At 41.0% G+C, this 24,335-nt stretch carries 24 protein-coding genes, 8 tRNA genes and 1 pseudogene; 8 read left to right on the top strand and 25 right to left on the bottom strand.

Going from position 1 to position 24,335, the window contains the following annotated elements; translation table 11 throughout:
* A complete protein-coding gene (locus D8863_RS04340) occupies positions 1–1,179 on the bottom strand; it encodes a galactokinase (protein WP_125441194.1) in 1,179 nt (392 codons plus the stop codon).
* 270 nt (positions 1,180–1,449) lie between these two features.
* Between D8863_RS04340 and galR the strand changes: the two genes are divergently transcribed.
* Positions 1,450–2,454, top strand: coding sequence for a DNA-binding transcriptional regulator GalR (galR, locus tag D8863_RS04330; protein ID WP_000212497.1), 1,005 nt, complete (start codon positions 1,450–1,452; stop codon positions 2,452–2,454).
* A 35-nt stretch (positions 2,455–2,489) separates the two neighbouring features.
* Here galR and D8863_RS04325 read toward each other — a convergent pair whose 3' ends face one another.
* Complete coding sequence (locus tag D8863_RS04325) at positions 2,490–3,380, bottom strand: cation diffusion facilitator family transporter (RefSeq protein WP_125441193.1); 891 nt, start codon at positions 3,378–3,380, stop codon at positions 2,490–2,492.
* A 132-nt stretch (positions 3,381–3,512) separates the two neighbouring features.
* Between D8863_RS04325 and D8863_RS04320 the strand changes: the two genes are divergently transcribed.
* Positions 3,513–4,067 (top strand): TetR/AcrR family transcriptional regulator, encoded by a 555-nt coding sequence (locus D8863_RS04320; protein ID WP_125441299.1) that lies wholly within the window; start codon positions 3,513–3,515, stop codon positions 4,065–4,067.
* Positions 4,068–4,093: 26 nt separating this feature from the next.
* Positions 4,094–4,426, top strand: a complete 333-nt coding sequence (locus tag D8863_RS04315) for a glucuronide permease (RefSeq protein WP_125391629.1) — start codon at positions 4,094–4,096, stop codon at positions 4,424–4,426.
* Between the two features lie 34 nt (positions 4,427–4,460).
* Here D8863_RS04315 and pnuC read toward each other — a convergent pair.
* Positions 4,461–4,967 (bottom strand): annotated as a pseudogene (gene pnuC, locus D8863_RS04310) (nicotinamide riboside transporter PnuC); the annotation flags it as partial.
* A gap of 39 nt (positions 4,968–5,006) precedes the next feature.
* Between pnuC and D8863_RS11205 the strand changes: the two are divergent.
* The 3 genes from D8863_RS11205 to D8863_RS04295 are packed head-to-tail and all read left to right on the top strand — an operon-like array spanning position 5,007 to position 6,174.
* Entirely contained in the window at positions 5,007–5,702 is a 696-nt protein-coding gene (locus D8863_RS11205; protein WP_125441192.1) for an IS6 family transposase, read from the top strand.
* Positions 5,695–5,952, top strand: a complete 258-nt coding sequence (locus tag D8863_RS04300; RefSeq protein WP_001287840.1) for a plasmid replication protein — start codon at positions 5,695–5,697, stop codon at positions 5,950–5,952. The genes D8863_RS11205 and D8863_RS04300 overlap by 8 nt, the downstream gene beginning before the upstream one ends.
* 12 nt (positions 5,953–5,964) lie before the next feature.
* Entirely contained in the window at positions 5,965–6,174 is a 210-nt protein-coding gene (locus D8863_RS04295; RefSeq protein ID WP_001152919.1) for a hypothetical protein, read from the top strand.
* A gap of 391 nt (positions 6,175–6,565) precedes the next feature.
* Here the strand turns inward: D8863_RS04295 and D8863_RS04290 are convergent, their stop codons facing one another.
* The 14 genes from D8863_RS04290 to D8863_RS04225 all read right to left on the bottom strand — a co-directional run bounded on the left by D8863_RS04290 (position 6,566) and on the right by D8863_RS04225 (position 21,660).
* The gene (locus tag D8863_RS04290) at positions 6,566–7,366 is read right to left on the bottom strand and encodes an energy-coupling factor ABC transporter ATP-binding protein (RefSeq protein ID WP_000103848.1); all 801 of its coding nucleotides are present in this window, start codon (positions 7,364–7,366) and stop codon (positions 6,566–6,568) included.
* Positions 7,353–8,189 (bottom strand): ABC transporter ATP-binding protein, encoded by an 837-nt coding sequence (locus tag D8863_RS04285; protein WP_000343048.1) that lies wholly within the window; start codon positions 8,187–8,189, stop codon positions 7,353–7,355. The genes D8863_RS04290 and D8863_RS04285 overlap by 14 nt, the downstream gene beginning before the upstream one ends.
* Positions 8,165–8,956 (bottom strand): energy-coupling factor transporter transmembrane component T, encoded by a 792-nt coding sequence (locus D8863_RS04280; protein WP_000130448.1) that lies wholly within the window; start codon positions 8,954–8,956, stop codon positions 8,165–8,167. The genes D8863_RS04285 and D8863_RS04280 overlap by 25 nt, the downstream gene beginning before the upstream one ends.
* Positions 8,956–9,558, bottom strand: a complete 603-nt coding sequence (locus D8863_RS04275) for an ECF transporter S component (protein ID WP_095725827.1) — start codon at positions 9,556–9,558, stop codon at positions 8,956–8,958. Before D8863_RS04275 ends, D8863_RS04280 begins: the two co-directional genes overlap by 1 nt.
* 338 nt (positions 9,559–9,896) lie before the next feature.
* On the bottom strand, positions 9,897–11,417 hold the full coding sequence (locus D8863_RS04270; RefSeq protein WP_125441191.1) for an ABC transporter permease/substrate-binding protein: 1,521 nt from the start codon (positions 11,415–11,417) through the stop codon (positions 9,897–9,899).
* Positions 11,410–12,138 (bottom strand): ATP-binding cassette domain-containing protein, encoded by a 729-nt coding sequence (locus tag D8863_RS04265; RefSeq protein WP_125441190.1) that lies wholly within the window; start codon positions 12,136–12,138, stop codon positions 11,410–11,412. Before D8863_RS04265 ends, D8863_RS04270 begins: the two co-directional genes overlap by 8 nt.
* A 14-nt stretch (positions 12,139–12,152) precedes the next feature.
* Complete coding sequence (locus D8863_RS04260) at positions 12,153–12,917, bottom strand: nuclear transport factor 2 family protein (RefSeq protein ID WP_125441189.1); 765 nt, start codon at positions 12,915–12,917, stop codon at positions 12,153–12,155.
* A 3-nt stretch (positions 12,918–12,920) separates the two neighbouring features.
* Positions 12,921–13,364, bottom strand: a complete 444-nt coding sequence (locus tag D8863_RS04255) for a MarR family winged helix-turn-helix transcriptional regulator (protein WP_125441188.1) — start codon at positions 13,362–13,364, stop codon at positions 12,921–12,923.
* A 144-nt stretch (positions 13,365–13,508) separates the two neighbouring features.
* Positions 13,509–14,702, bottom strand: a complete 1,194-nt coding sequence (locus tag D8863_RS04250; protein ID WP_025170970.1) for an O-antigen ligase family protein — start codon at positions 14,700–14,702, stop codon at positions 13,509–13,511.
* 131 nt (positions 14,703–14,833) lie between these two features.
* The gene (gtfA, locus tag D8863_RS04245; RefSeq protein ID WP_125441187.1) at positions 14,834–16,276 is read right to left on the bottom strand and encodes a sucrose phosphorylase; all 1,443 of its coding nucleotides are present in this window, start codon (positions 16,274–16,276) and stop codon (positions 14,834–14,836) included.
* A 195-nt stretch (positions 16,277–16,471) separates the two neighbouring features.
* A complete protein-coding gene (locus tag D8863_RS04240; RefSeq protein WP_125441186.1) occupies positions 16,472–17,305 on the bottom strand; it encodes a carbohydrate ABC transporter permease in 834 nt (277 codons plus the stop codon).
* A 16-nt stretch (positions 17,306–17,321) separates the two neighbouring features.
* Entirely contained in the window at positions 17,322–18,194 is an 873-nt protein-coding gene (locus D8863_RS04235) for a carbohydrate ABC transporter permease (RefSeq protein ID WP_001007683.1), read from the bottom strand.
* Between the two features lie 18 nt (positions 18,195–18,212).
* On the bottom strand, positions 18,213–19,463 hold the full coding sequence (locus D8863_RS04230) for an extracellular solute-binding protein (protein WP_125441185.1): 1,251 nt from the start codon (positions 19,461–19,463) through the stop codon (positions 18,213–18,215).
* Between the two features lie 34 nt (positions 19,464–19,497).
* On the bottom strand, positions 19,498–21,660 hold the full coding sequence (locus D8863_RS04225; protein ID WP_125441298.1) for an alpha-galactosidase: 2,163 nt from the start codon (positions 21,658–21,660) through the stop codon (positions 19,498–19,500).
* 107 nt (positions 21,661–21,767) lie between these two features.
* Between D8863_RS04225 and D8863_RS04220 the strand changes: the two genes are divergently transcribed.
* Both D8863_RS04220 and birA read left to right on the top strand, forming a co-directional pair.
* On the top strand, positions 21,768–22,628 hold the full coding sequence (locus D8863_RS04220) for an AraC family transcriptional regulator (RefSeq protein WP_044020295.1): 861 nt from the start codon (positions 21,768–21,770) through the stop codon (positions 22,626–22,628).
* Complete coding sequence (gene birA / locus D8863_RS04215) at positions 22,625–23,560, top strand: bifunctional biotin--[acetyl-CoA-carboxylase] ligase/biotin operon repressor BirA (protein ID WP_125441184.1); 936 nt, start codon at positions 22,625–22,627, stop codon at positions 23,558–23,560. Before D8863_RS04220 ends, birA begins: the two co-directional genes overlap by 4 nt.
* Before the next feature lie 76 nt (positions 23,561–23,636).
* Here birA and D8863_RS04210 read toward each other — a convergent pair.
* From D8863_RS04210 to D8863_RS11045, 8 genes are all read right to left on the bottom strand, one after another.
* Positions 23,637–23,724 (bottom strand) — tRNA-Ser (locus D8863_RS04210).
* Between the two features lie 6 nt (positions 23,725–23,730).
* Positions 23,731–23,804 (bottom strand) — tRNA-Ile (locus D8863_RS04205).
* Positions 23,805–23,837: 33 nt separating this feature from the next.
* Positions 23,838–23,908: transfer RNA gene (locus tag D8863_RS04200), tRNA-Gly, on the bottom strand.
* Positions 23,909–23,923: 15 nt separating this feature from the next.
* Positions 23,924–23,996: transfer RNA gene (locus D8863_RS04195), tRNA-Phe, on the bottom strand.
* Between the two features lie 3 nt (positions 23,997–23,999).
* Positions 24,000–24,073 (bottom strand) — tRNA-Met (locus D8863_RS04190).
* 14 nt (positions 24,074–24,087) lie between these two features.
* Positions 24,088–24,166 (bottom strand) — tRNA-Ser (locus D8863_RS11050).
* Position 24,167: 1 nt separating this feature from the next.
* A tRNA-Met gene (locus tag D8863_RS04185) sits at positions 24,168–24,241 on the bottom strand.
* 14 nt (positions 24,242–24,255) lie between these two features.
* Positions 24,256–24,334: transfer RNA gene (locus D8863_RS11045), tRNA-Ser, on the bottom strand.
* Between the last annotated feature and the right edge of the window lies 1 nt (position 24,335).

Raw genomic sequence — 24,335 nt, 5'->3', positions numbered from 1 at the left:
CTAGTCAAGGATGCGAGTGCCACCTGCAACTTCAGCGATATAGAAGCTTGGAGCATATCCAACGACTTCCTCGTAGTGCTTGCCTACAGCTTCCTTAAAGGCCTCAACAGCATCTTTTTGCACCAAAGCAATAGCACAGCCACCAAAACCTGCTCCTGTCATACGAGCACCGAGAACACCTTCTTGGTCCCAAGCTGTGTGAACAAGGGTATCCAATTCCAAGCCAGTTACTTCATAATCATGCTCCAGAGAAACGTGTGACGCATTCATCAAGCGTCCAAATGTTTCCAAATCTCCTGCTTGAAGGGCTGCTTGAGCTTTAAGAGTACGTTGGTTTTCAAGCACAGCATGGCGAGCACGTTTTAAACGATTTTCGTCTTTAATCAAATAGCTGTATTGGTCAAAGGCCCACTCATCCAATTCACCCAAGGTCTGAATATCCAAGGCAACTTGCAATTCTTCTACTGCTTTTTCACACTCAGCACGACGTTCATTGTACTTAGAGTCCGCCAATTCACGGCGTTTATTGGTATTCATAATAACAACAACATTGTCCTTCAAATCAAGTGGCACCAAGTCATACTCCAAGGTGTTGGTATCTAGGTAAATAGCACGTTGGTCAGCCCCCATACCGATAGCAAACTGGTCCATGATACCAGAGTTGACTCCGATAAAGTTATTTTCTGTTTGTTTTCCGATTTTAACCAAATCCAAACGGTCTAGTTTTAAATCAAAGAGATGCTCTGCCACGACCCCTGTCAAGAGTTCCAATGATGCTGATGAAGACAAGCCAGCACCATTTGGGATATTCCCATAAACATAAAAATCAAACCCTTTGTCAATCACATGTCCAGCTTCTTGCAAGAAATAAAGAACCCCTTTTGGATAGTTGGTCCAGCTGTGCTCTTTTTCAAATTTGAGGTCAGCAAGAGGAACTTCGATGATGCCCTTGTCCTCAAAGTTGGCTGAGTAGAAACGCAAAACTTGGTCGTCACGCTTACGAGCTGCGCCGTAAGTCCCCAAGGAAATAGCTGCAGNAAAAACGTGACCGCCATTATAGTCCGTGTGTTCACCAATCAAATTGATACGGCCTGGTGAAAAGAAAGTTTGGTCTGCTTCTTGACCAAAAACGGCAAGAAAGTCTTTGCGAAGGGCTTCAGCAGTAAGATGTTGTGTCATATGAATTCTCCTTTAACTGTCCGTTAAGTCACCTTATACTCAATGAAAATCAAAGAGCAAACTAGGAAACTAGCCGCAGGCTGTACTTGAGTACGGCAAGGCGACGTTGACGTGGTTTGAATTTGATTTTCGAAGAGTATTAACGTGTAATCGTTTTCTTCTATTGTATCCAAGGCATTTGCCAAGGTCAACCCTTTTTACTAAACTTTTACTAAACTATCAGTAAAAAGCAGAAAAATATGATATACTAACCTAAAAGGAGGAGGATTTATGGCTACATTAAAAGACATCGCACAGCTAGCCTCTGTCTCTATCGCGACCGTATCTCGTGTCCTCAATCGCGACCAGAGCCTATCTGTTACAGAAGAAACCAGACACCGTATTTTAACTGTCGCTGAAGAGCTGGGCTATACTAAGCATCTAAAGACAGGCGAATCCCACAAACCCAAGCAAAAGATTGCCATTATCCAATGGGTCAGCGAACAAGGGGAGTTGGACGACCTTTACTACTATCAGATTCGTCTCGGTATTGAAAAAAGAGCCCAAGAGTTGGACTATGACATCTTGCGCTATTTTAATGACCATCCTTTTACCCTGAGCGAGGAAGTGATTGGCATTCTCTGTATCGGAAAGTTCAGCCGAGCTCAGATTTCTGCCTTTGAAGAATACCAAAAACCTTTAGTCTTTATAGACAGCGATACCCTCTCATTAGGTCATACCTGTATTATCACGGATTTTTACACTGCTGTGAAACAAGTTGTAGACCATTTCCTCGGTCAGGGACTGGATCGGATTAGCATTCTAACAGGCCTTGAAGAAACAACCGACCAGGAAGAAATTATTCAGGATAAGCGACTAGAAAATTTCAAAGACTATACCCAAGCAAAAGGTATCTACCATGAAGAACTGGTCTTTCAGGGGAGCTTTATTGCCCAGTCTGGCTATGACTTGATGAAGGAGGCCATTCACAAGCTAGGAGAACAACTCCCACCAGCCTTTTTCGCTGCCAGCGATAGTTTAGCCATCGGTGCCCTCCGTGCCCTTCAAGAAGCTGGAATTAGCCTACCAGACCGCGTCAGCCTCATTTCTTTCAACGACACTAGCCTGACCAAGCAGGTCTATCCTCCTCTTTCAAGCATCACTGTCTATACCGAGGAAATGGGCCGAGCAGGTATGGATATTCTTAATAAAGAAGTCCTTCATGGACGAAAAATTCCTAGCCTGACCATGCTGGGAACCAGACTGACTCTGAGAGAAAGTACGAGAAATGAATAAGATATTAAAACGACCTCAACAAGAGGTCGTTTTTTCTAGTGATGATGAGGATGGTTCTGCTCTAAGGCTGTTATCCTCCGTTTATGTTGCGCATGATTGCTTTGACTGCTATCCACTTCAATAGTGATATTCTGCACGCCTCTTTCTTCTAAAAATTGACGCACCACTTCTTTGGTTTCCATCATCTGTTCCCAGTCCTTAATACAAATGTGGACAATAGCATTATTCTCTAGACCGTCCATGGACCAAATGCTAAGTTGATTGACACTTTTGACATTGATCAGAGCCTCCAAATCCTTCTCCAAATCCCCTGTCTCTACTCCTTCTGGCACAGCATCCAAGAAAATCTTGAGTGCACTCCAAAAGCGAGGAATGGCTTTTGTTAGAATGAAGATAGAAATGACAAGAGATAAGAGTGGATCAAGGATATACCAATCTGTAAATTTGAGGATGATCGCCATTAGAATGACAGCCAACCAACCAAGAGTGTCTTCCAAAAAATGCAAGCTCAAAATTGACTCGTTCTTTGTCTTTCCTTTACGAACTACCAGACTAGCTAGCACATTGATACTTACTGCAATGATTCCTAGCCAGAGGATGCCCTCATCATTAACAGGTTGTGGATTAAAAAGTTTAGTTATATTTTCTAAAATCACTAGGATGGATCCTATCATAAGAATCACAGCCGTTAGCATGGCCCCTAAAAGGCTGAAACGCTTGTAACCCAAGGTGTACTGTCTATCTTCTTCACGGTTTGAAATTGTTTCTAAAAGGGCTGATAGGCCAATGGCCATAGCATCTCCCAAGTCATGAACAGAATCAGCAAGAACTGCACTTGACCCAAAGATTCCTCCTGCGATAAACTCAACAATCGCATAGCTTAAATTTAAGAAAAAAGCTAGCCAGATAGATGTTTTAGAACTCATTTCTCTCCCTCCTTTGGTATAATGGGTATATACATACTTCTTTCATTTGTATTATCTAATAAAATCCAAAGAAAGGATAGAAGCAAACTGTCAGCCATGTTCAGTTCTGAACAGTTTGTCTCAAGTGTCTATATGCCAAAAAGAGACCGTCGAGTCAGCAAGACGAAAAAAGCCATCTATCAAGCTTTTTTACAACTTTTGAACGATAAGGGCTATGATGCCACTACTGTTCAGGATATCATTGACCTAGCAGATGTTGGACGTTCTACTTTTTACTGTCATTACGAAAGTAAGGAACTCCTTTTAGATGAGCTCTGTCGCTACCTCTTTCATCATCTCTTTGAAAGGGAAGGACACTTTACTATCAAGGACTACCTCGCACATATCTTTTTACATTTTCAAAAAAACCAGGACCATGTCACCAGTCTCCTTTTTTCCAAAAACGACTACTTCCTCCGCCAACTACACAGGGAACTCAAACACCACGTTTATCCCATGGTGGCGGATGACTTGCAAGAAGCCTATCCAAACATTCCGGACTCCTACCTCCAGCATTTTGTTGTAACGAACTTTATCGAGACCCTAACTTGGTGGCTAAAAAAAGGAAAATCTTATACCGAAAACCAAGTGGTGAAATTTTACCTTGATGTAATAGAGATGACCTCTACAACTCCACTTGATAACTAAGCCTGAAACTCAGAAAGGAACAAACTATGTTAACTTCGATGATTCTAGGAATACTAACAATCGTACTAGCTCTCGCCTTCTCATTGCTTCACCTTGCTGCTGCCTTTTCAGCTATGAAACAAAAGAACTACAGTCTGGGAAACACGTGTATCTTGGTCGGCAGTTGCCTCACCTCTCTGGCTCTAGCTATCTTTTACTTCGTTCCAGTTGCGACCATTCTTCTATGGATTGTGGGCTCGAGTATCGTCTGCTATGGTGCCTACTGGAACGGCCAACAGAAAGAAAAACAACATATCTCGCACCACATCGTTCGTATAACGAGCGCTATTATCATTACGGTATTATTCATTTTGCTCTAACACAAAAAAGGATCATCTGATCCTTTTTTACTTTTTAAGCACTCTTTGCTGCCTTGCTCCACTGATACCACCCAACTAGACTATTGATCAAGTAAATCAGGTATTTCCCTTGGATTTGCAGGCTTTCTCCCCACCAGAGATAGATTGAAAAGACATTAGTAGCAGCCCAGAATATCCACTGTTCACGGCAAACAGCTGCCATGAGGATTTACCCTACACCATTGGTCGCATCAGTGATAGAATCACGATAGGGACGATTAGCTCCGATAGACTGATAAATAAACCCAAAGGCCAACCACCAAAGAACACTAATAGAAAGATACTTTGTCCAACCCTTGCCGTCTAGTTTACGTGCGACAAACTCTTGTTGTTCTTTCTTAAACTGGGTTTGATAAATCCAAACCAAGAGACCAATTGGCTGCATAATTGTAAAATAGAGAGTTGTTAAAACCTCACCATAGAAGCCTTTTTGAAGGGCAAGCACCAGATAAATGATGGAATTAATCAAACCAAATAGGTAGTTACTAGCACGACCTTCAGCTTCTCAAAGAGCAGAAAAAAGGTTAGTAAGGCTTGAGAGATGAATCATTTTAAAGGTAAACAATTCCAACAAGACGTCATCATTGTCGCTGTTGGTTATTACCTACGTTACAATCTGAGCTATCGTGAAGTTCAGGAATTGCTTTATGACCGTGGAATAAATGTTTGTCACACTACGATTTATCGGTGGGTTCAAGAATACAGTAAAATCCTCTATCATCTCTGGAAAAAGAAAAATAAACAGTCCTTCTATTCGTGGAAAATGGATGAAACCTATATCAAAATTAAGGGGCGTTGGCATTATCTCTATCGAGCGATTGATGCGGACGGTTTAACATTGGATATCTGGTTACGAAAGAAACGTCGAGCAGACGATAACAGCTATAAGTTAGAAGATACCGCCTATCAAGAAGATAAAGCACGCAAAGCAGAAACCGAAGATAAGCTAGCTATTGAAGCAATGAAAAGCAAGTACACCACGCTATTGCTAGAAAATATGTTGCTAAGTCCGTTTGAAATGCAAGATACAAAAATCATGGCAGGATTGCAAGTCCATGTTTACCCCCTCTATGACGAACTGAAAGAATTAAGAGGGCTAAATAGTGTTAAAGACCACTTGTCTTATGTTACCAGCAGACGTGAAGAATATTCTAAGCATAATATCGCACGCTACCTCAAAAAAGCCATTGAACAATATCTACCAACGGTTAAAAGGCAGGACTTAAACCATGAGTGAAGACTTAAAAACGATCAAAGAGCTGGCGGATGAGTTGAGTGTTACAAAACAAAATATTCAATATCACTACCAAAGGTTACCAAAAGAATTACAGCTTAAAAGTTCCAATGGGTCTAATCTAATAAATTCTAAAGCAGAAAAAATAATTTTAGGTAAAGTAGAAAGTAGTAGCAAATCAAATACCAAAGACCAACAAATAAGTAGCAAAGACCAACAAATAGAAAAACTAACTAATTTGTTAGACCAGTAACAACGATTAGCCTTGCAAGATAAAAAGTTGCTAGAAGAATACAAGGCGGAAAATGATAACTTAAAAGCCCTCAAAATGCCCTCACAGGAAACAGAATTCAAACACTTAGACAATCAATATAAAGATGAAGTGAACGCTCTTAAAGAGAAGTTGGAAAATTTGCAGGAACAAATCAAAGATCAAAAAAGGATAGAAGAACAAGAAAAACCAATAAAATGGTGAGGACTATGGCGAAAATAGATGATTCAGTTAAAAAGAAAGTTCCAGAATTGCGATTTAAAGGATTCACGGATGAATAGGAACAGCGTAAGTTGGGAGACGAAGTTCGAATAGTGATGGGACAGCCTCCTAATTCAGAAAATTATACTGATGATCCTAATGGACGCTAAAAATGCGAAGACCTATGAAGACCTATTTTGTATTAGTCAAACAAAAAATCCAAAAGAAATGGTATATGATTATGACCATGAAACAAAGTAAAATCAAACCGAGTGATCTGAGGAAGCACCCGATGATCATGAAACGTTATTAAACACAAAAGTCACCCATGTGAGTTCTTGCCAGAAGCTGAAGTTAATCCTTCAACCTGGAAAACCCGCAGAGGTGACTTTTTCTATACATCTCGATTTTTCTGGCAATAATCATTAACCGATAAATATGTCTGTGAATCACCCAGCGACTCCGCTATGTCCATAATCCGCGGTGGTAGTAATCCCACTCGCTGGACAAGTTCGTGATTGCTGAACAATTCCCGTGGACTGCCGGCGAAGCCAAACTTCCCGTGTTCCATAACATACACCGACTCAAACTCGGCGGCGACCCAATCCATGTCATGGGTGATGGTCACAACTTGGTGGCCCGAATCAGCCAACTGATGGAAAATTGCGGTCAACTTGCGCCGGCTTTCCCAATCAAGCGACATCATCGGCTCATCAAATAAATAAATCGCCGGATCCACTGCCAAAACTGTGGCAACGCTCAACAGCTTGCGTTCCGACAATGACAGGTCATATGGACTTTCAGCTGTTTTATCATCCAAGCCAACTCTTTTTAGAGCCGCTAAAGCCCGCCTCGTAATCGTGTCGTGGTCATCCATGACCTGCGCGACATTCCACTCCACCTCTCGTTGAACGGTCGGGTTGAAAAGCTGATCGTCAGGATTCTGAAAAGTAATCCCAACCTTCAGTAACTTTTCGACTGGTTTAAGATCATTAAAATTTTCTCCATCGATCTTAATCACACCGGTTTGTGGTGTCAGCAAACCCGTCAACAATTTGAAGAGCGTTGATTTGCCGGCACCATTTTGGCCGACAATCGCCACCATCGGATCGGCGAAGTGTTTGTCTTCAACATCCAAGCTAAAGGACCGTTCCGGATAAGTGAACGTCAGGTGGCTCAGTTCAATTGTGGACATAACGAACCTCCTTCAGATCAGCGTAATTCACCGGATACCGGCCATCAGCCAAGTGCCAATCCATTTTTTGAGCAAGTTGCTGGATTGTCGGGGCTGGAATCTGCCAGTCAGCTGCCAAATGATTAAACACCTCACCCGGCCTGCCCTGGGCTACCATTTGACCCTCGTGCAGCACCCACACAACGTCGGCGACTTCGCACAAATCGTCAATTTCACTGGTGACAATGAAGACAGTCGTCTCTTTGACTTGGGCCAGCCATTGGAAAAATTGCCGACGGCCAAGGGGATCCATCTCACTGGTCGGATCATCCATAATCAAAACAGCCGGATTAGCCACAATCGCCGTGGCAATTGCCAACCGCTGGATCTGACCACCGGAAAGGCTCTCGGGACGCAAATTCAGCTGTTCAATCAGCCCCATTTGCGTGGCAACTTCTTCGACCCGTTTTTGAATCAGTCCTTCAGCCATTCCCTGATTAATCAAGTCAAAGGCGATTTCATCGGCAACCGTGTCTGCCAACCCGCTTAGTTGGCCAGCTGGATTTTGCAGTACAACTCCATTCATGGCATTATAAACGGGCCAATTGTCAGACACTCGCTGGCCAAACATGTGCCAATCGCCCTCAATCTCAGCAGACACAATTTTGGGAATGACCCCTGCCAGCACACGGCACAAAGTCGATTTGCCGGAGTGGCTATTCCCGATAATCCCAACCACCTGGCCGGTATGAACCTCCGCGTTAATCTGACGCAGTTGTGGTTGCTCAGTACCCGGATAACGGGTGGTCAAATTTTCAATTACAATCCGTTTATCTTCGTCCATATCTTCCACCCAATCAATAAAATTGCCAATCCAGTCAGACCAATGTGCAGCGTCCGCGACAGGCGATACACGCGCTGGGAGGTTCTGACAGTCCGGTTGAGATTATCAAAACCTCTCAGTTGGAGAGAAATCGACCGCGTCATCGATTGATCCAAGGTCTTAATCACCAATGGAATTAGAACCGGCAGGACTGACTTTAATTTCTGAATCAACGTTTTTTGCGGATTGGTTCCGCGAACTTTTTGTGCCTGCTGGATTTTCCGCATATTGCGCATCATTTCCGGCAAAATATAACACACCGACATCAGAACGTAGACGGTTTTATAAGACAATCCGGACAGTTCCAAATAGGCCGCGTTTTCTGAAATACTCGTGGTCACCATAAAAAAGCCACTGGTCAAAATAATCACCAATACTCGACAACCCAGAGTGGTGGCGTAAATCAGGCCTTCTTTGTAGAACGACACCCCAAGCACAGAAAACAGCACAGTTTGATTCCGACTGTAAAATAACCCTTGGATGATCAGCATGGTGCAAATCAGAAACAGGCTGAATCCCAGCGCCTTAAAGGTGGTAGAACTCAATTTGGAAAATAACAATAGCAGTGTTGCGACAAGAATTAATCCGGCCTGAAGCAATAAATTCATACTGGCAAAGCTCAACAACGTCATGTCCAAGATGAACAAGAGCTTAGTAATCGGATCGATCACTTGGTACCACTTGAGCTTGACCCGTGGCGCTCCAGAAATCAATGTTTTATCAGTCATCATTTATCATCGCTAAAGAAGTGCACCATCCGCTTCGGCAGCTGACGATAGATGAAGAGTGCCAGGTAGGCCACACAGACTTTATCCAAAATATCCAAGACAAACTCATCGGTAAATGAGGCCAGCCACACTGGTACATGATTGGCGACCATTACCGCAAACAATGAGTCACCCCAAGCGATACCGGTCTGACCACCCCAAAAGATGACGTTGAGTGGCGTTGAAATGACAGCTGAAACGATGGCAATAATAATAGCAGAAACAAATACTCGTCGCGCTGACGAGAACCACCCATTGGCGTGCAAAACTCCGACAGCAATCCCAATTCCGATGCTGGTAATCGCATACACGGTTGAAATTGGCGATAAGGTCAGCCCATAGATCACGTTGTTGATGAAACCACTAATGGCACCGGCAACCGGCCCAGCCAACATGCTGGTAAGAAAGGTTCCCAAAGACCCCAGCCAAACGGGCAACTTTAACCCCTCCGCCAAGGCTTTGGCAACATAGTTAATCCCCACGGCAGCGGGAATCAAAGTCATGGTGGCAGCACTTAACTTAAATTTCCACATACTGGTACGATGAATCGGTTCTGTTTTCATAATCTTCTCCTTTTGTTTTTAAAGAGCCGTGTCTGGATAGACTTTCGGACGCAACGCTCTATTATATATCTACTGAACTGTCTATACACAAGATTTACATCCTTAGTCGACATGAGCTGGAAATCTTTATTTGTTAAGTAGTTCACAACACATTATACACCTATTTTGTGAATAGTCAAGTGTATTTACAGTAAAATTTTAGAAAATCCTGAAAATTTCCTCTTATTTTCCATTTAAAAATGATAATCATTAATTCTGACACCAAAAAAGCCCAGACAAGATTGCCTGAGCATTTTTCTATATGATCATTTAACAAAGTTAAGTTTAGCATTGTTAAGCTATTTCTTCAACAAGCCTTGTTCTTGTAGAAATTCTTTGGCTACTTGTTCTGCTGACTTGCCTTCAACACCGACTTGGTAGTTGAGCTGGCTCATCTGGCTTTCCGTGATTTTACCTGCTAGTTTATTGAGAACTGGCTCCAACTCAGGATGTTTCTTGAGAAGAGCTTCTTTCATCAGTGGTGCCCCCTGATAAGGCGGGAAGAGTTGCTTGTCATCTTCCAATACCTGTAAATCATAACGCGCCAACTCTGCATCAGTCGAATAGGCATCCGTGATTTGAATATCCCCTGACTGAATAGCCTGATAGCGAAGGGCTGGCTCCATGGTTGCTACATTGAGATTGAGGCCATAGAGAGACTGCAAGCCCTTATTCCCATCCTCACGGTCGTTAAACTCGAGTGTAAAGCCTGCCTTCAGCTGCCCTTCCACTTTTTTCAAGTCCGAAATGGTCTTCAAACCATATTCTTGAGCAATCTTTTTCGGAACAGCAACAGCATAAGTATTTTGATAAGACATGGGTTTAAGATAGGTTAGATGATCCTGCTTGGCAATACCATCACGCGCCACCTGATAAACCTGATCTGGCTCATGACCTACCTTGGGTGATGGCTGAAGCAAACTTTCAGTCACCGTACCAGTAAATTCAGGATAGATATCAATATCCCCTTTTTTCAGAGCTTCATAGAGGAAACTTGTTTTCCCAAAATTCGGTTTAACAGTCGCAGTCATACTGGTATTTTCTTCAATCAGCAACTTATACATATTGGCCAAAATTTCGGGTTCTGGACCCAATTTCCCAGCAATCACCAAGTTTTCTTTCTCTTTTTGAGCCAAGAGGGCTGGACTATAAGACAGACCAAGCAATATGGTCACCAAGGCAAAACCAGAGAAAATCGTCCGCAATTTTGCTTTTTCCATCACTTTTAGCAGGAAGTTAAAGGCAATAGCCAGCACTGCAGAAGAAAGGGCCCCAATCAAAATCAGACTGGTATTATTGCGGTCAATTCCCAAAAGGATAAAGGAACCCAGTCCCCCTGCACCAATCAAGGCAGCCAAGGTCGCCGTACCGATGATCAAGACCGCTGCCGTCCGAATCCCAGACATAATGACAGGCATGGCAAGTGGAATTTCAAACTTCTTGAGACGCTCCCATCTAGTCATCCCAAAGGCAATCCCAGCCTCTTGTAGACTTGGATCAATTCCCTTTAGCCCAGTGATGGTATTTTGCAAAATTGGGAAAATCGCATAAATCACTAGTGCTGTCAAAGCAGGCAAGGTCCCAATTCCCATCAAGGGAATAAAGAGTCCCAGCAAGGCCAGAGACGGGATAGTCTGGAAAATTCCTGCAATCTGCAAGACCCAGTCCGCCATCTTTTCATGATAACGAAGATAAACAGCCAAAGGAATCGCGATAAAAATAGCTAGTAACAAGGTTAAAAGTGACAACTGCAAATGTTGAGATAGAGCTGTTACCCAATCACCAAAACGATCCTGAAAAGTTGATATCAAATTAGTCATGAACACTACCTCCAAACAAATCTGCTACAAAGTCCGTTGCAGGAGCCTTTAAAATGGTCTCAGGGTTCGCCACCTGACGAATCTCTCCGTCCTGCAAGACAGCAATACGGTCACCTAATTTCAAAGCTTCATCCGTATCATGGGTCACAAAAATCGTTGTCATCCCAAACTCTTTATGCAATTCTTTCGTCAAAACCTGCAACTGTTTTCTCGAAATAGCATCCAAGGCTGAAAAGGGCTCATCCATGAGGAGAATCTTAGGCTGACCAATCATGGCACGGACAATCCCGACCCGTTGCTGTTCTCCACCAGATAATTCATTAGGCAAACGATGCCCATACTCAGCTACCGGTAAACCAACCTTAGCTAAAAGCTCTTCTGTTTTCTTCGCAATCTCTTCCTTACTCCACCCCTTCATCTCAGGAATGAGAGCAATATTTTCCGCAACCGTTAGATTGGGAAACAGAGCGATAGCCTGTAAAACATAACCAGTAGAAAGACGAAGCTCCCGCTCATCATAGTCTTTGATGCGCTTGCCATCCATGTAAATATTTCCATCAGTCGGTTCCAAAAGACGATTAATGATCTTGATCATGGTCGTCTTACCAGATCCAGAAGGACCCACTAAAACCATGAACTCTCCATTCTCAATCCGTAAATTGACATCTCTCAAAACATCTTTTTCTGTATAGCGTAGCGCTACATTTTTATATTCAATCATTCTTTGTCCTCTATTTAAAACTTTCCTCGATTAGTCAAGTCTTCTACCTTAGGCATAACTTCCTTATTATCCCAATGCTCCACAACCAAGCCATTCTCCAAACGGAAGATATCGTACTGGGCATAGGCAACTCCGTCAATCGGAGTCTGTCCATAGCTGACCACATAATTTCCTTGTCCCAAAAGCTGGAAAACAAAGTCGAAAGTGACACCATGTTCAGCCACATAGTTTTTATATGCCTGACTTCCTTGGCCAATCTCATGAATATGCTGAATCAAATCTTCTGCCACATAATCACTCCACTGCTCCAGTTCCCCATTTTGGAAGATTTCTGTCAAGAAACGGCGAACCAACTTTTTATTTTCTGCTGTTTTGTCCAAATCCGTGATTTCAAAATCTCCAAAGATCTGATCTAACTGTTCATTTTCTGGAGTTCGATAGTAGTCAATAACATCCCAATGTTCTACGATACGGCCATTCTCATCCGCACGGAAAGTATCTGTCGTCACCCATTGAGCTTCCCCGCCATTGAGATATTGGTGAACATGGACAAAGACCAGATTGGCATCCTCAATAGTACGGACAATCTTCATCTCACGCTCGGGATAGCGCTCAAAGAAATTTGCAAAGAAAGCCGCAAACCCTTCTTTCCCATCTGAAACACCTGTCGAGTGTTGAATGTAGGTATCTCCTACGGACTGAGCTTGAGTCTCAGCAACTCGCCCGTCTTGAATAGCATGAATATATAGATTTCGTGCATTTTCAACTTGTTTTAACATATTTTATTCCTCATTTGCTTTCTCTTTCAGATTGTCCAAAATGCGTTCCTGATAACTTTCAAATTGGCGAATTTCTTCCTCAGAGAATCCTTTATAAAAAATAGCATCCAACTTTTGACTGATGCGATGGCCAACTTCTTTTTGGGACCAACCTTGCTCCGTTAGCTTGACATATTTCTTTCTCTTATCTATTCCACATGGGCTAATGATGACCAGGTTTTGCTCCTCAAGTTTCTTTATCATGGTTGTGAGCGTATTGTTAGCGAGACCAGTCGCCAGCGCAATATCTGTCACAGTTGCACAGCCAGTTTCACTATTCCATAAAACCGCTAAAATCTTTCCCTGTTCACTCCGATAAAGAGTCTCAGGATCCTGATTCAGTAACTTTTGAAAAATCCGCCCATTTAACAAACGAATATGATGGGCAACTAAATGACTATCTTTCATAACACCTCCAATTTATTTCGATATCGAATTACATTTCATTGTAATACTTATCGTTCCATCTGTCAACTATTTCGATTTAGAAATAATTTTCACCAACAAAAAAGACCTCCTACCTAGAGTAGAAGATCTTCACTATTTATTAACTTAATCTGTCATTTCGGACACTAAGGTTCGATGTTCCAGTGGTAGACTGCACATAACCAGCAAGAAGATGAATCCTGACTGTACCCAGAAGAGAGCCAAGTCAAAAATCCCATGTACAGCGACTACTGTCAGGAAGGAGAGATAAAGACCGATAATTGGTCGTTTCCCAGACTCCTGACTCATATCCATCATCATGTGAACCGGGATAACCGAAGAAATGGATAGGAGAATGGTTCCAATCAAACCATAACTTAAAATAGTATCGATGTAAAGACTATGCGCGTGTTCGTGGTAAGGTGCATGAATTCTCGGGAAAGAATTCATATAGGTCAGCGGACCCTCACCCCAGATCGGATTTTGCTTGAACAAAGTCATGCCCGCATTCCAGATTGAAACACGCTCCTCCATTGAAGAATCTAGCGTTCCCATACGGACACCCAAATCGCTTGAGAAGAGGAAACAAAGGCCAATCCCAAAAACTCCAATACTGAGCCAGAAGGCGCGCCAGTTTTTAATGGTTGTAAAGAGATAAATGATGGCACCAGCAATGATGGCAGGAAAGGCTGTTCTATTTTGCGTAAAATTCAAACCAAATAGATTCACAAAACCTGCTAGCACACAAAAGACTTTCAGCCATCTTAACTTCGTCGTTGTAAAGAGATAAAAGGCAATCATGATACAGAAGCAACAGATAATCCCATAGTAGTTAGGATTAAAGAATGTGACCTCCGCACGGTTTTGGTGCCATACTTGCATATTAGGCGAAAGAAAGGCGTAGTTAAATTTCTTTACAATTTGGAAATGCTCCAAAGTAGCAAAAACAGCAGAGAGCACACTACCAAACAATATTGTCTGCAGTATCAGTCGAAAGAAAGCATGTGTCAGACGTTTCTGGTAAAAACTAAAGAAAATGAGGAAGAGAAACATCAGTAAAGATGCAACCAATCCCAGCCAGTTCTTGGCGACGATAGAGATGATACTACTATAGGCAATAAAAAAGAGAAGTACAGGATGTTTGGCCAATCCTTTGATAATTCCCTTCATCTCCCCAGTAACAAGTAAACCTATCAAATATAAAGCAAAGAGAGCTAAGAACAAATAAAAAGGTAAAAAGATACTTATGATCATCAAATACAAAAAGAAATCTTTTTTCGAAAGCCCTCTTATCTTATCCAGTAATCCAATTGATTTCAAAACGGATCCTTTCTGTTCTGGATTTCTCCAGAAGATAAATGCTAAACTATCTTTATATTCTACCATTTTTTCCGTCATTTGGGAACATTGAACACGTTTTCACCACAAAAAACTCTGTCATCAATATAGTACTAGAACTGAATATTTCTGCCGTTTTCCACTACTTGATAGGTCTGACTTTGCAGATCAATTTCTGCTACTGCTGTTACAGACTTGTCTTTATTTTGACGTTTGATTACAATGCTATGAGCTGTTGGTGTTTCAACGTCAATAGTCCCTTCTAGGTCAAAGGCCTCTGATTGATTACGGAAAGAAAATAGATTGAGAAGGGACTTCACCACAGGACGTTGAACTTCTTCTGCTATTTCCTCGTTGCTATAGTAATGACGATTAATATTTCGACCTTCTTTAGTTTCTTCTAATAATTTCAAGTCATTTTTTCCTGCTAATAGACCCACATAGTAAACCTGAGGAATGCCTGGAGCAAAAGCTTGAATCAAACGAGCGAGGAAATACTTGACATCATCATCTCCAAGCGCAGAATAGTAGGTTGAATTGATTTGGTAGATATCTAGGTTGTTATACTCTGCACTAGAGTACTTACGTTTGACATTCGCTCCAACCTTATAGAGCTCATTTGAAGCATAGTCAATTTCCTCATCAGTCAGGATATCCTTGACATCCACCACTCCAATCCCATCATGGGTATCTAGTGTCGTAAATTGCTTCATCGGGCTCATCTTTAACCACTTAGCCAAACGCTCTGTTCTGGAACTGTAAAGAGTATAAAGGGTCACCATTGGCAGGGCAAAATCGTAAACATAGTAATCATGGTCCGCTATTTTAAACTGAATCGAATAGTGTTCATGAATCTCAGGTAAGAGCTCTGTCCCATACTCAGCAGCGATATCTCGAACTTTGTCCAATAAATTCCAAATATCTGGTTCCACAAAGAAATCATTGGTATCCAATTTCTTCACTGCGTAAGCAAAAGCATCTAGACGAATCAAATCACACCCGTTACTTGCTAGATGTTGAATCGTCTTACGGATAAATGCCATCGTTACTTCTTTGGTCACATCAAGATCAATCTGCTCCTCACCAAAGGTATTCCACAAATGTTCTACTGAACCATCTGCAAAAAGAATCTCTTGCTTTGGTGCACGATCCTTTCGCTTGTAAATTAAATCTACATCAGCCTGTGTCGGACGATTTTCCGGCCAAAACTTATCCCAGTTTAAAAAGAGATCTTTGAATTCACTAGCTTTATGTTTTTCTTGATAGTCCTTATAATATTTCGATTGACGAGAAATATGATTAATCATAAAGTCAAACATAAGATAATATTTCTCACCTAAACGCTTAACATCCTCCCAATCACCAAACGCTGGATCCACTTCATCGTAGTCAACTGGTGCAAATCCGCGATCACCTGTTGACGGGAAAAATGGTAGAAGGTGAACTCCCCCAATAGCATCGCCAAAATGTTCTTCCAAATTCTCATACAAGTCTTTAAGGTTATTTCCAAGACTATCTGAGTAAGTAATCAACATGGTTTTATTTTGAATGGTCATAGATGGTCTCCTTTTTCTGATGAAAGCCAAGTCTTATATGACCTGGCTTTGTAAATGAAAGATATTTTTAGATTTTTGTTCAGTACTAATATAAACTGCAAGTAACTAAGTACTACTTTCTTTTTTCTACATAGAATTGTCAATAAGCTGAACTGTTCCTCTATGTATGGAATTATAAATTCCATAAGCACTTTCTTACTTCACTGCCCCGTTACTCATTCCTGAAATGATATGTTTTTGGAAGATGAGGTAGACAATGGTTATCGTTACAATTCCCACAATATAAGATGCAAAACTTGGGCCATAGTCATTGAAGTACTGACCTTGGTAGTTGTATTGGAAGAGAGGTAAAGTCCACATCTTGGAATCCTTATTCAGAATCAACAGTGGCAACATAAAGTCATTCCAGAACCAGAGAGCATTGATAATCAAAGTTGTCGCATGCATGGGCTTCAACATTGGAAAAATGATTCGACGATAAATTGTAAAACGATCAGCCCCATCAATTTCCGCAGCTTCATCCAAACTATCCGGTACACTGATTTTTATATAACCAACATACAAGAAGAGGGTCTGTGGAATAGCATAAGTTAGGTAGAGTATTACTAGCCCCCATATATTTGCTAGACCGAGTTTACTCATCATAACTGTGATGGGAATCATAATCACCTGAAATGGAACAAATATCCCTAAGATCAAGAGCGAATACATAATTGCAAAGGCTTTTTTCTTGGACATATTTCGAGCAATGGAATAAGCTGCAGCTGGTATAAAGAAAGCTACTACAATCAATGATAACACCGTAATAACAGCTGAATTCCAGAAATAGCCTCCAATTCCATCCGAAATTAATCGTTCATAATTACTTAAGGTAAAAGGATTGGGCAAACTAAAGAAATGATTCATGATATCCTTAGTTGTCTTGAAAGAACTAAATACCGTTACCAACAAAGGAACGAGTATAAGAATACCACCGACTATCAAGAGGACGTATTTCCAAAACTGATTCAATTTTTCTTCTTTTTTCATGTGTAGGACTCCTCTATTAGATTTCAAATTTCTTTGATAGTTTAATTTGGATCAGAGAAACAATTCCAATAATTAAGAATAAAATCAAGGCAATTGCATTCGCATATCCATATTGATTACTCTTGAAAGCATAGTTGTAGACTAAAAGTCCAAGAGACGTTGTAGCATTATTTGGACCACCACTCGTCAACGCAAAAATCTGGTCAAAGGCTGTTAAACCGGACTTAAGAGCCAGAATAAAAACCATAGAGATCGTTGGCAGTAAATAGGGCAATTCAATCTTCCAAAAGGTTTGTTTACTGGTTGCACCATCAATTGATGCTGCCTCTAAAATATCATTTGGAATACTCTGAAGACCAGCAAGAAAGAGAATGATTGGCATTGCTACTCCTTGCCATAGAAGAACAAAAATAGTTGCCACTACCGCTCCGACAGGTGTTCCTAATAGACTCTCTTGTAGAAAACCAATCCCTAAAATTTTTCCAATCGTTGGAAGCCCATAGTTGAAAAATTGTTTAAAAATCAAGGAAACTGTCAAACCAGACAAAACAGCTGGGAAAAAGAACCAAGCTCTAAAGAAGGTCTGCCCCTTCATCTTAGAATTTAAGGCTCGTGCCACAACCATCCCAATCGTAATCTCTCCAATAATCAATGCCAGAGTTAAAATCAAAGTAAAGGCTATGGCTGTGAAGAATTTCCCATCAATCATCAGCAATTTGTAGTTATTTAAACCAACAAATTTATAATTATAGGTCAATCCAGTCCAGTTAGTCAAACTATAGAAAGCACCTTGTACCATTGGAAAGTAAAAGAAGATAGCTTGTAAAGCAAGCGGGATAAGCAAAAATGTCCAACCCCAGTATTTATTTAAAAATTTTCGAATAGCCATATCATCTTAACTCCTATTCTAGTCCAAATCTGCCTTCATTGGATTAAAGAAAGCATTGAGATTGTTTGCCATATTTTTCAGATTTTTATCCATCAGGTAACCTGTACTTAGATTAAAAAAGTCTTCTTCAGAATTCCAGCGTTGGCCCAACCAAACATAATGTTTGTCCGTAAATGCCAGTTTAGAAATAGCTGCAAGCGCTGAATCTTCTTTTTCCTGTATGCCTTTCACCGCAACTGGTGATCCATCTACATCATAGTATGACTGCATAGCTTTTGGACTAGTCATATAGCTGATAAATTCTTCGGTTTCTTTCGGATGTTTGGTAGTAGCTGAAGTTGATAATGCCATGTCCCCTGCACCAACAGTGACTTCTTTTCCTACTTCTTCTCCAGGAAAGACAAACATCCCCACCTCAAATTTTGGATCCTGTTGATTAATTGCGGCTAATGCCCATGATCCTTGTGGCATCATCAAGGCTTTTTCACTCGAAAATGCTACCACCGCATCATTATATGAGGCACCACGCCAACCATCTTGAGCATTATCTGCTAATAAATCGAGTCGTTCTGCATCTGCTTTTAAAATAGCATCATCTGCAGAGATTGCGTTTGGTTTTGAAAAGCGAAGGTAGTTATTAGCCGCGTCTCCACTACCTGTAAGAGTAATGAGAGAAAGTTGGTGGTAACCATTCAATGTCCAGCCTTCATTGCCTGCAACCGCAAACGGAGAATTCCCACTATCTTTTATCTTTTTGACAATCTCTTGAAACTCTTTAAAAGTCTTCGGTTCCTCAAGTCCTAATTCTTTAAACTTCGTTTTATTGTAATAGATTCCATAAAGGTTGGCTGTTAATGGCACACTATAAATCTTGTTATTGATTGCATACTTTTCGGCATAGTCATTCTTGATGTTCTCAAGATAGGGTTTTCCTGTCATATCTGCAAAATAGCCTGCCTTCGCCCACTCCTGAAAATCCATATTTTGAGGATAGATATTAATAATATCTGGAACATCTCCTGATAAAATACGAGTCTTTAGAACAATTCCAGCTGAAGGTACTGTAGTCAGCTTCACATCAATATTAGGGTGTTCCTTCTCAAAATCATCCACTATCCTTTGCAAGGTATCTGCCATCTCGGTCTTCTGGTTAAAAAACTCAATCGTTACCTTACCATCAGCTGATTGATTGTTCTGACCACAAGCCACTAGGCCTAGTAAACTTGCCCCAGCTACTAAAAGAAAACCTGCTTTCTTATACCATTTCATTGGAATGCCTCCTTGATAAATTTATACGCTTTTATTATAGTCTTTTGAATTTATACTGTCTACTCAAAAAATCTCCTGGTGATAGGGTAACAGTTAAACCTGCATACATGAGCTCTGCACCCGAATAAACAATGTTTGTCCCTTCCAGCTCATAAAGCCCTTCCACCTCCAAATCTTTCAGTTTCAAGGTGGTTTCCATTGTTTCTACAACTGATAAGACTCGGACGTAGGTTACAATCGTTTGATTTCCATAGTTAAATTGTTGAGCTGCTTCATTGGATTCAGCATTGGGATTGATTAACCTATACTGATTTCCCAACTGGACTACTGGTCGCAATTCTTTATATAAGCTCACCTGATTAGCAATCTCAGCCTTCTCTTCATCTGATAAACTTGTTAAATCAAGCTCATAGCCCAGATTTCCCATCATTGCTACATGACCACGAGTTTCCAATGGGGTCATTCGTCCCATCTGATGATTTGGTACTGCTGATACATGAGCCCCCATAGAAATGGTTGGATAGAGATAGGATGAACCGTATTGAATTGGTAAACGTGCAATTGCATCAGTATTATCACTAGCCCAGACTTGTGGGAAATAACGCATCATACCAAGATCATTTCGTCCACCACCACCAGAGCAAGACTCAAAGAGAATATGACTATGTTTCTCTGTCAGATAAGAAACGAGTTCGTAAAGCCCCAGCATGTACTGATGAGATTGCATCTGGGTTTCCAAGTAGGCTGAACCATTCCCCAGATTAGTGATATTGCGGTTCATATCCCATTTGATGTAGTCAATTTTATGATAAGAGAGGAGTTCATCTAAAACATTTTTCAAATATTCTACTACCTGAGGATTGGCAAGATTAAGTACTAATTGATTTCGAGAATAGGTATGCTCATAATCTGGAACCTGAATAGCCCAGTCAGGATGTTTACGATACAAGTCGCTATCAACAGAAATCATCTCAGGTTCTAACCAAAGCCCAAACTGCAAACCTCTTTCATGGATCGCTGAAATCAGACTTTCTAGGCTTCCACCCAGCTTTTTCTCATTAACAACCCAATCACCTAAAGCACGATTATCATCAAAGCGATTACCAAACCACCCATCATCTAATACAAAAAGTTCAATTCCAACTTTCTTAGCTTCATCAGCTAGTTCTAACAGTTTTTCTTTCTGAAAGTCAAAGTAGGTAGCTTCCCAGTTATTGATTAGAATTGGACGCTCTTTTTTAGAAAATTTACTTGGCATAATGTGCTTAAGTACAAAATTCTGACTTTCATGACTAATACCAGTTAATCCCTTATCTGAATAGGTCACTAAAGCTACCGGTGTTTCAAAGTTTTCCTCAGGATCTAACTTCCAAGAAAAATTTTCTGGATTAATTCCAATAGCCACCCGAACTTCATTCAGTTGATTCTTTTGGACAAAAGCTTCGAAGTTTCCACTATACATCAGTTGTAGAGCAAACACATTCCCAGCATCCTCTGTAACTCCTTGATCACATAATAGAAGAGCTGGTGTTTGAGCATGCCCAGAAGCTCCACGGTTCGAACTAATTGAAAAGATTCCTTGCTCTACCTGTTGACGTCGAACAGTCTTTTCACGAGCATAAGCTCCCTGTAAAGTCACCATTTCATAAGCTGCAGCAGGAAAATCAGCCATAAAAGAAAAGTCCTTATGGATGACAACTTCCTGATTACTATTATTTTCGAATTTGCTGTAACTAGCAATTGTCGCATCATTATCAAAAGCCGTATAATACAAAGTAAGACTAAGTTTAGCTTGAGGATCTTTTAAAATCAAGGCAAGCGTCTCTGTAGCATCCATGCTGTGAGGAGAAGGTAAGCCCTGTGGACCATTCTGACCTTTTAAAATCTTTGCTTCTACAAATCGAAAGTCTGTTACTTCAGTTGCATCATGTTGAATCTGTAAAGTTGGTTTTCTAAAGTCACCCAAACCATGTTGTCCAAAAATCTGACGTTGCGTATCCAAACTAAAGGTTCGATTAGTAGCTATGGGATTACCAGAAAAAGCATGATCGCGTTCGTAAACACTATTAGCCCCTCTATAGTTCTTAATAGTCTTTCCTAAATGTTTTAATAATAAGAACCCATCCCTATTTTCAATAATCAAACTTAAACTTTTACTCTCAACGTAAAATAGATTATTCTCTATTCGAACTCCCATAAATTGTACCTCATCCATTTCTTGATAAAATTTTATCACATAAAAGCGCTTTCTAAAATAGAGAAATGTATACAAAGTATGGTAAAATGTTAGGTAGGAGGTGGCCCATGCTCGTTTTTTCAGAATACCAGACTGGAACAATTGATCTCTCTCTTAGCTTCTACGGTTATGAAGAATGCACGCCTAACTATTCTTTTGGCCCAGCTATTCGAGATACCTATGTACTACATTACATTACTAAAGGAAAAGGTCAATTCCATTATAAGGGGAAAATTGTTGATTTAAAGGCAGGAGATTTCTTTTTACTAAAACCAGATGAATTAACATTCTATCAAGCAGATAACCAGGATCCTTGGGCTTACTACTGGTTGGGGATCACTGGAGGGAGGACACCCGACTACTTTGCTCTATCTCAAATTTCTGACCAATCCTACCTCATCCAGTCAAATAACTGTCATACACAGACAACTGCAAAACTCATCTCAGATATTGTCCGCTTTGCTCAGATTACAAAAACTAATGAATTGGCTCAACTCCACATCATGGGACAACTCCATGAACTAATGTTTCATCTAGGAACGATTGCTCCCAATCAGAAAAAAGAGAATATTTCATCAACCCACCAACTCTATCTTGACTGCAAACGATTAATTGATAGTCACTATCCACAATCGCTCACCATTCAAGATTTAGCAAAAGAGCTATCGGTTCATAGAAGTTACTTGACTAGTGTGTTTAAAGAATTTCACCAACTCTCTCCAAAAGAATATTTACTTTTCGTTCGAATGAACCGTGCGCAACAGTTACTAGAACACACAAATGAAACGATCAAAGTCATTGCATATTCTGTAGGTTTTTCAGACCCACTACATTTCTCAAAAGCCTACAAACAGTTTTTTCATAAAACACCTAGTCAAACTCGAAAGGAATACTCTCACTCCCTCTTAGCTAGAAAGGAAAATCAATGAAATCACACCAACTAGTCTACCAAATATTAGCTAGAGAAAACGATTATGTTAGCGGAGAAAAAATCGGAGAAGAACTGAATTTAAGCCGTACATCTATATGGAAAGCGATCCAACGTCTTCAACAAGAAGGCCTAGAAATTGATAGTATCAAAAATAGAGGCTACAAGCTTATTCAAGGAGATCTGATATTGCCTGATTTGATTCAAGAGAAAACCAACTTAACCATTCGCTACAAACCTGAGACCAAATCAACACAAACAGATGCAAAAGAAGGGATTGAAGCTGGAAACAAAGGAAATACACTCTATCTTTCAACCTGTCAGACGGCAGGTCGTGGCCGATTTCAGCGCCCCTACTATTCTCCATCTCAGGGTGGGATCTATATGTCCCTGCATATACAACCCAATCTTCCCTATGAAAAACTCCCATCCTATACTCTCCTTGTAGCTGCTGCAGTCTACAAAGCAATTAAAAATCTAACTATGATAGAAGTAGATATCAAATGGGTAAATGACATCTACTTTAAAAATAAAAAGATAGCAGGTATCCTCACCGAAGCAATGACATCAGTTGAGACAGGCTTGGTTACAGACGTCATTATCGGACTGGGTATAAATTTTTCTATAAGAGACTTCCCAGAAGACCTAAAAGAAAAAGCAGGCAGCCTATTTATGCCACCTGCACCAATTAGTCGTAATGAGCTCATCAGCGAAATATGGAATTGTTTCTACAATACGGTTCCAGATGAGCTATTTTATATCTATAAAGAAAGATCAATAGTTCTTGGAAAAGAAGTCACCTTCCAGCTAGATGAAAAAATGCAAAAAGGTCTAGCAAAAGAAATCTCAGAATCTGGTCAACTTCAACTCGAACTTGAAGATAAACATACTATCTGGCTAAATAGCGGAGAAATATCACTAACAAATTGGTAATAAACAAATCCCCTTTTAATGATTTAGAAGGGGGATTTGCTTACAAAAAAAAGAGCCTAACAGCTCTCTTAACTCACGGAGAATGGGGGATTCGAACCCCCGCGCCGGTTACCCGACCTAACGATTTAGCAAACCGTCCTCTTCAGCCTCTTGAGTAATTCTCCTATTAATGGGCACGAGTGGACTCGAACCACCGACCTCACGCTTATCAGGCGTGCGCTCTAACCACCTGAGCTACGCGCCCAAGTTCAAAAACTTGGTATGAACTTTCGTTCAAAGCGGGTGACGAGAATCGAACTCGCGACAACAGCTTGGAAGGCTGTAGTTTTACCACTAAACTACACCCGCTTAATAAAACAAATATGGCGCGAGACGGAATCGAACCGCCGACACATGGAGCTTCAATCCATTGCTCTACCAACTGAGCTACCGAGCCAAATTGCGGGAGCAGGATTTGAACCTACGACCTTCGGGTTATGAGCCCGACGAGCTACCGAGCTGCTCCATCCCGCGTTAATATAAAAAGGAGGATGTGGGATTCGAACCCACGCACGCTTTTACACGCCTGACGGTTTTCAAGACCGTTCCCTTCAGCCGGACTTGGGTATTGCGGGAGCAGGATTTGAACCTACGACCTTCGGGTTATGAGCCCGACGAGCTACCGAGCTGCTCCATCCCGCGTTAATATAAAAAGGAGGATGTGGGATTCGAACCCACGCACGCTTTTACACGCCTGACGGTTTTCAAGACCGTTCCCTTCAGCCGGACTTGGGTA

The sequence above is a fragment of the Streptococcus oralis genome (assembly GCF_003943825.1).
GTDB lineage: Bacteria > Bacillota > Bacilli > Lactobacillales > Streptococcaceae > Streptococcus > Streptococcus oralis_CD.
The sequence above is the reverse complement of the archived record's forward strand: the minus strand, read 5'-3'. Positions and strand labels throughout refer to the sequence as shown.

Coding starts and splice junctions, on each gene's coding strand:
- birA (WP_125441184.1), top strand. CDS start 22,625: ATGAAATCACACCAACTAGTCTACCAAATATTAGCTAGAGAAAACGAT.
- D8863_RS04220 (WP_044020295.1), top strand. CDS start 21,768: ATGCTCGTTTTTTCAGAATACCAGACTGGAACAATTGATCTCTCTCTT.
- D8863_RS04265 (WP_125441190.1), bottom strand. CDS start 12,138: ATGATTGAATATAAAAATGTAGCGCTACGCTATACAGAAAAAGATGTT.
- D8863_RS04235 (WP_001007683.1), bottom strand. CDS start 18,194: ATGGCTATTCGAAAATTTTTAAATAAATACTGGGGTTGGACATTTTTG.
- D8863_RS04230 (WP_125441185.1), bottom strand. CDS start 19,463: ATGAAATGGTATAAGAAAGCAGGTTTTCTTTTAGTAGCTGGGGCAAGT.
- D8863_RS04280 (WP_000130448.1), bottom strand. CDS start 8,956: ATGACTGATAAAACATTGATTTCTGGAGCGCCACGGGTCAAGCTCAAG.
- D8863_RS04325 (WP_125441193.1), bottom strand. CDS start 3,380: ATGAGTTCTAAAACATCTATCTGGCTAGCTTTTTTCTTAAATTTAAGC.
- D8863_RS11205 (WP_125441192.1), top strand. CDS start 5,007: ATGAATCATTTTAAAGGTAAACAATTCCAACAAGACGTCATCATTGTC.
- D8863_RS04320 (WP_125441299.1), top strand. CDS start 3,513: ATGCCAAAAAGAGACCGTCGAGTCAGCAAGACGAAAAAAGCCATCTAT.
- D8863_RS04240 (WP_125441186.1), bottom strand. CDS start 17,305: ATGAAAAAAGAAGAAAAATTGAATCAGTTTTGGAAATACGTCCTCTTG.
- D8863_RS04290 (WP_000103848.1), bottom strand. CDS start 7,366: ATGTCCACAATTGAACTGAGCCACCTGACGTTCACTTATCCGGAACGG.
- D8863_RS04275 (WP_095725827.1), bottom strand. CDS start 9,558: ATGAAAACAGAACCGATTCATCGTACCAGTATGTGGAAATTTAAGTTA.
- galR (WP_000212497.1), top strand. CDS start 1,450: ATGGCTACATTAAAAGACATCGCACAGCTAGCCTCTGTCTCTATCGCG.
- D8863_RS04260 (WP_125441189.1), bottom strand. CDS start 12,917: ATGTTAAAACAAGTTGAAAATGCACGAAATCTATATATTCATGCTATT.
- D8863_RS04285 (WP_000343048.1), bottom strand. CDS start 8,189: ATGGACGAAGATAAACGGATTGTAATTGAAAATTTGACCACCCGTTAT.
- D8863_RS04300 (WP_001287840.1), top strand. CDS start 5,695: ATGAGTGAAGACTTAAAAACGATCAAAGAGCTGGCGGATGAGTTGAGT.
- D8863_RS04315 (WP_125391629.1), top strand. CDS start 4,094: ATGTTAACTTCGATGATTCTAGGAATACTAACAATCGTACTAGCTCTC.
- gtfA (WP_125441187.1), bottom strand. CDS start 16,276: ATGACCATTCAAAATAAAACCATGTTGATTACTTACTCAGATAGTCTT.
- D8863_RS04225 (WP_125441298.1), bottom strand. CDS start 21,660: ATGGGAGTTCGAATAGAGAATAATCTATTTTACGTTGAGAGTAAAAGT.
- D8863_RS04255 (WP_125441188.1), bottom strand. CDS start 13,364: ATGAAAGATAGTCATTTAGTTGCCCATCATATTCGTTTGTTAAATGGG.
- D8863_RS04270 (WP_125441191.1), bottom strand. CDS start 11,417: ATGACTAATTTGATATCAACTTTTCAGGATCGTTTTGGTGATTGGGTA.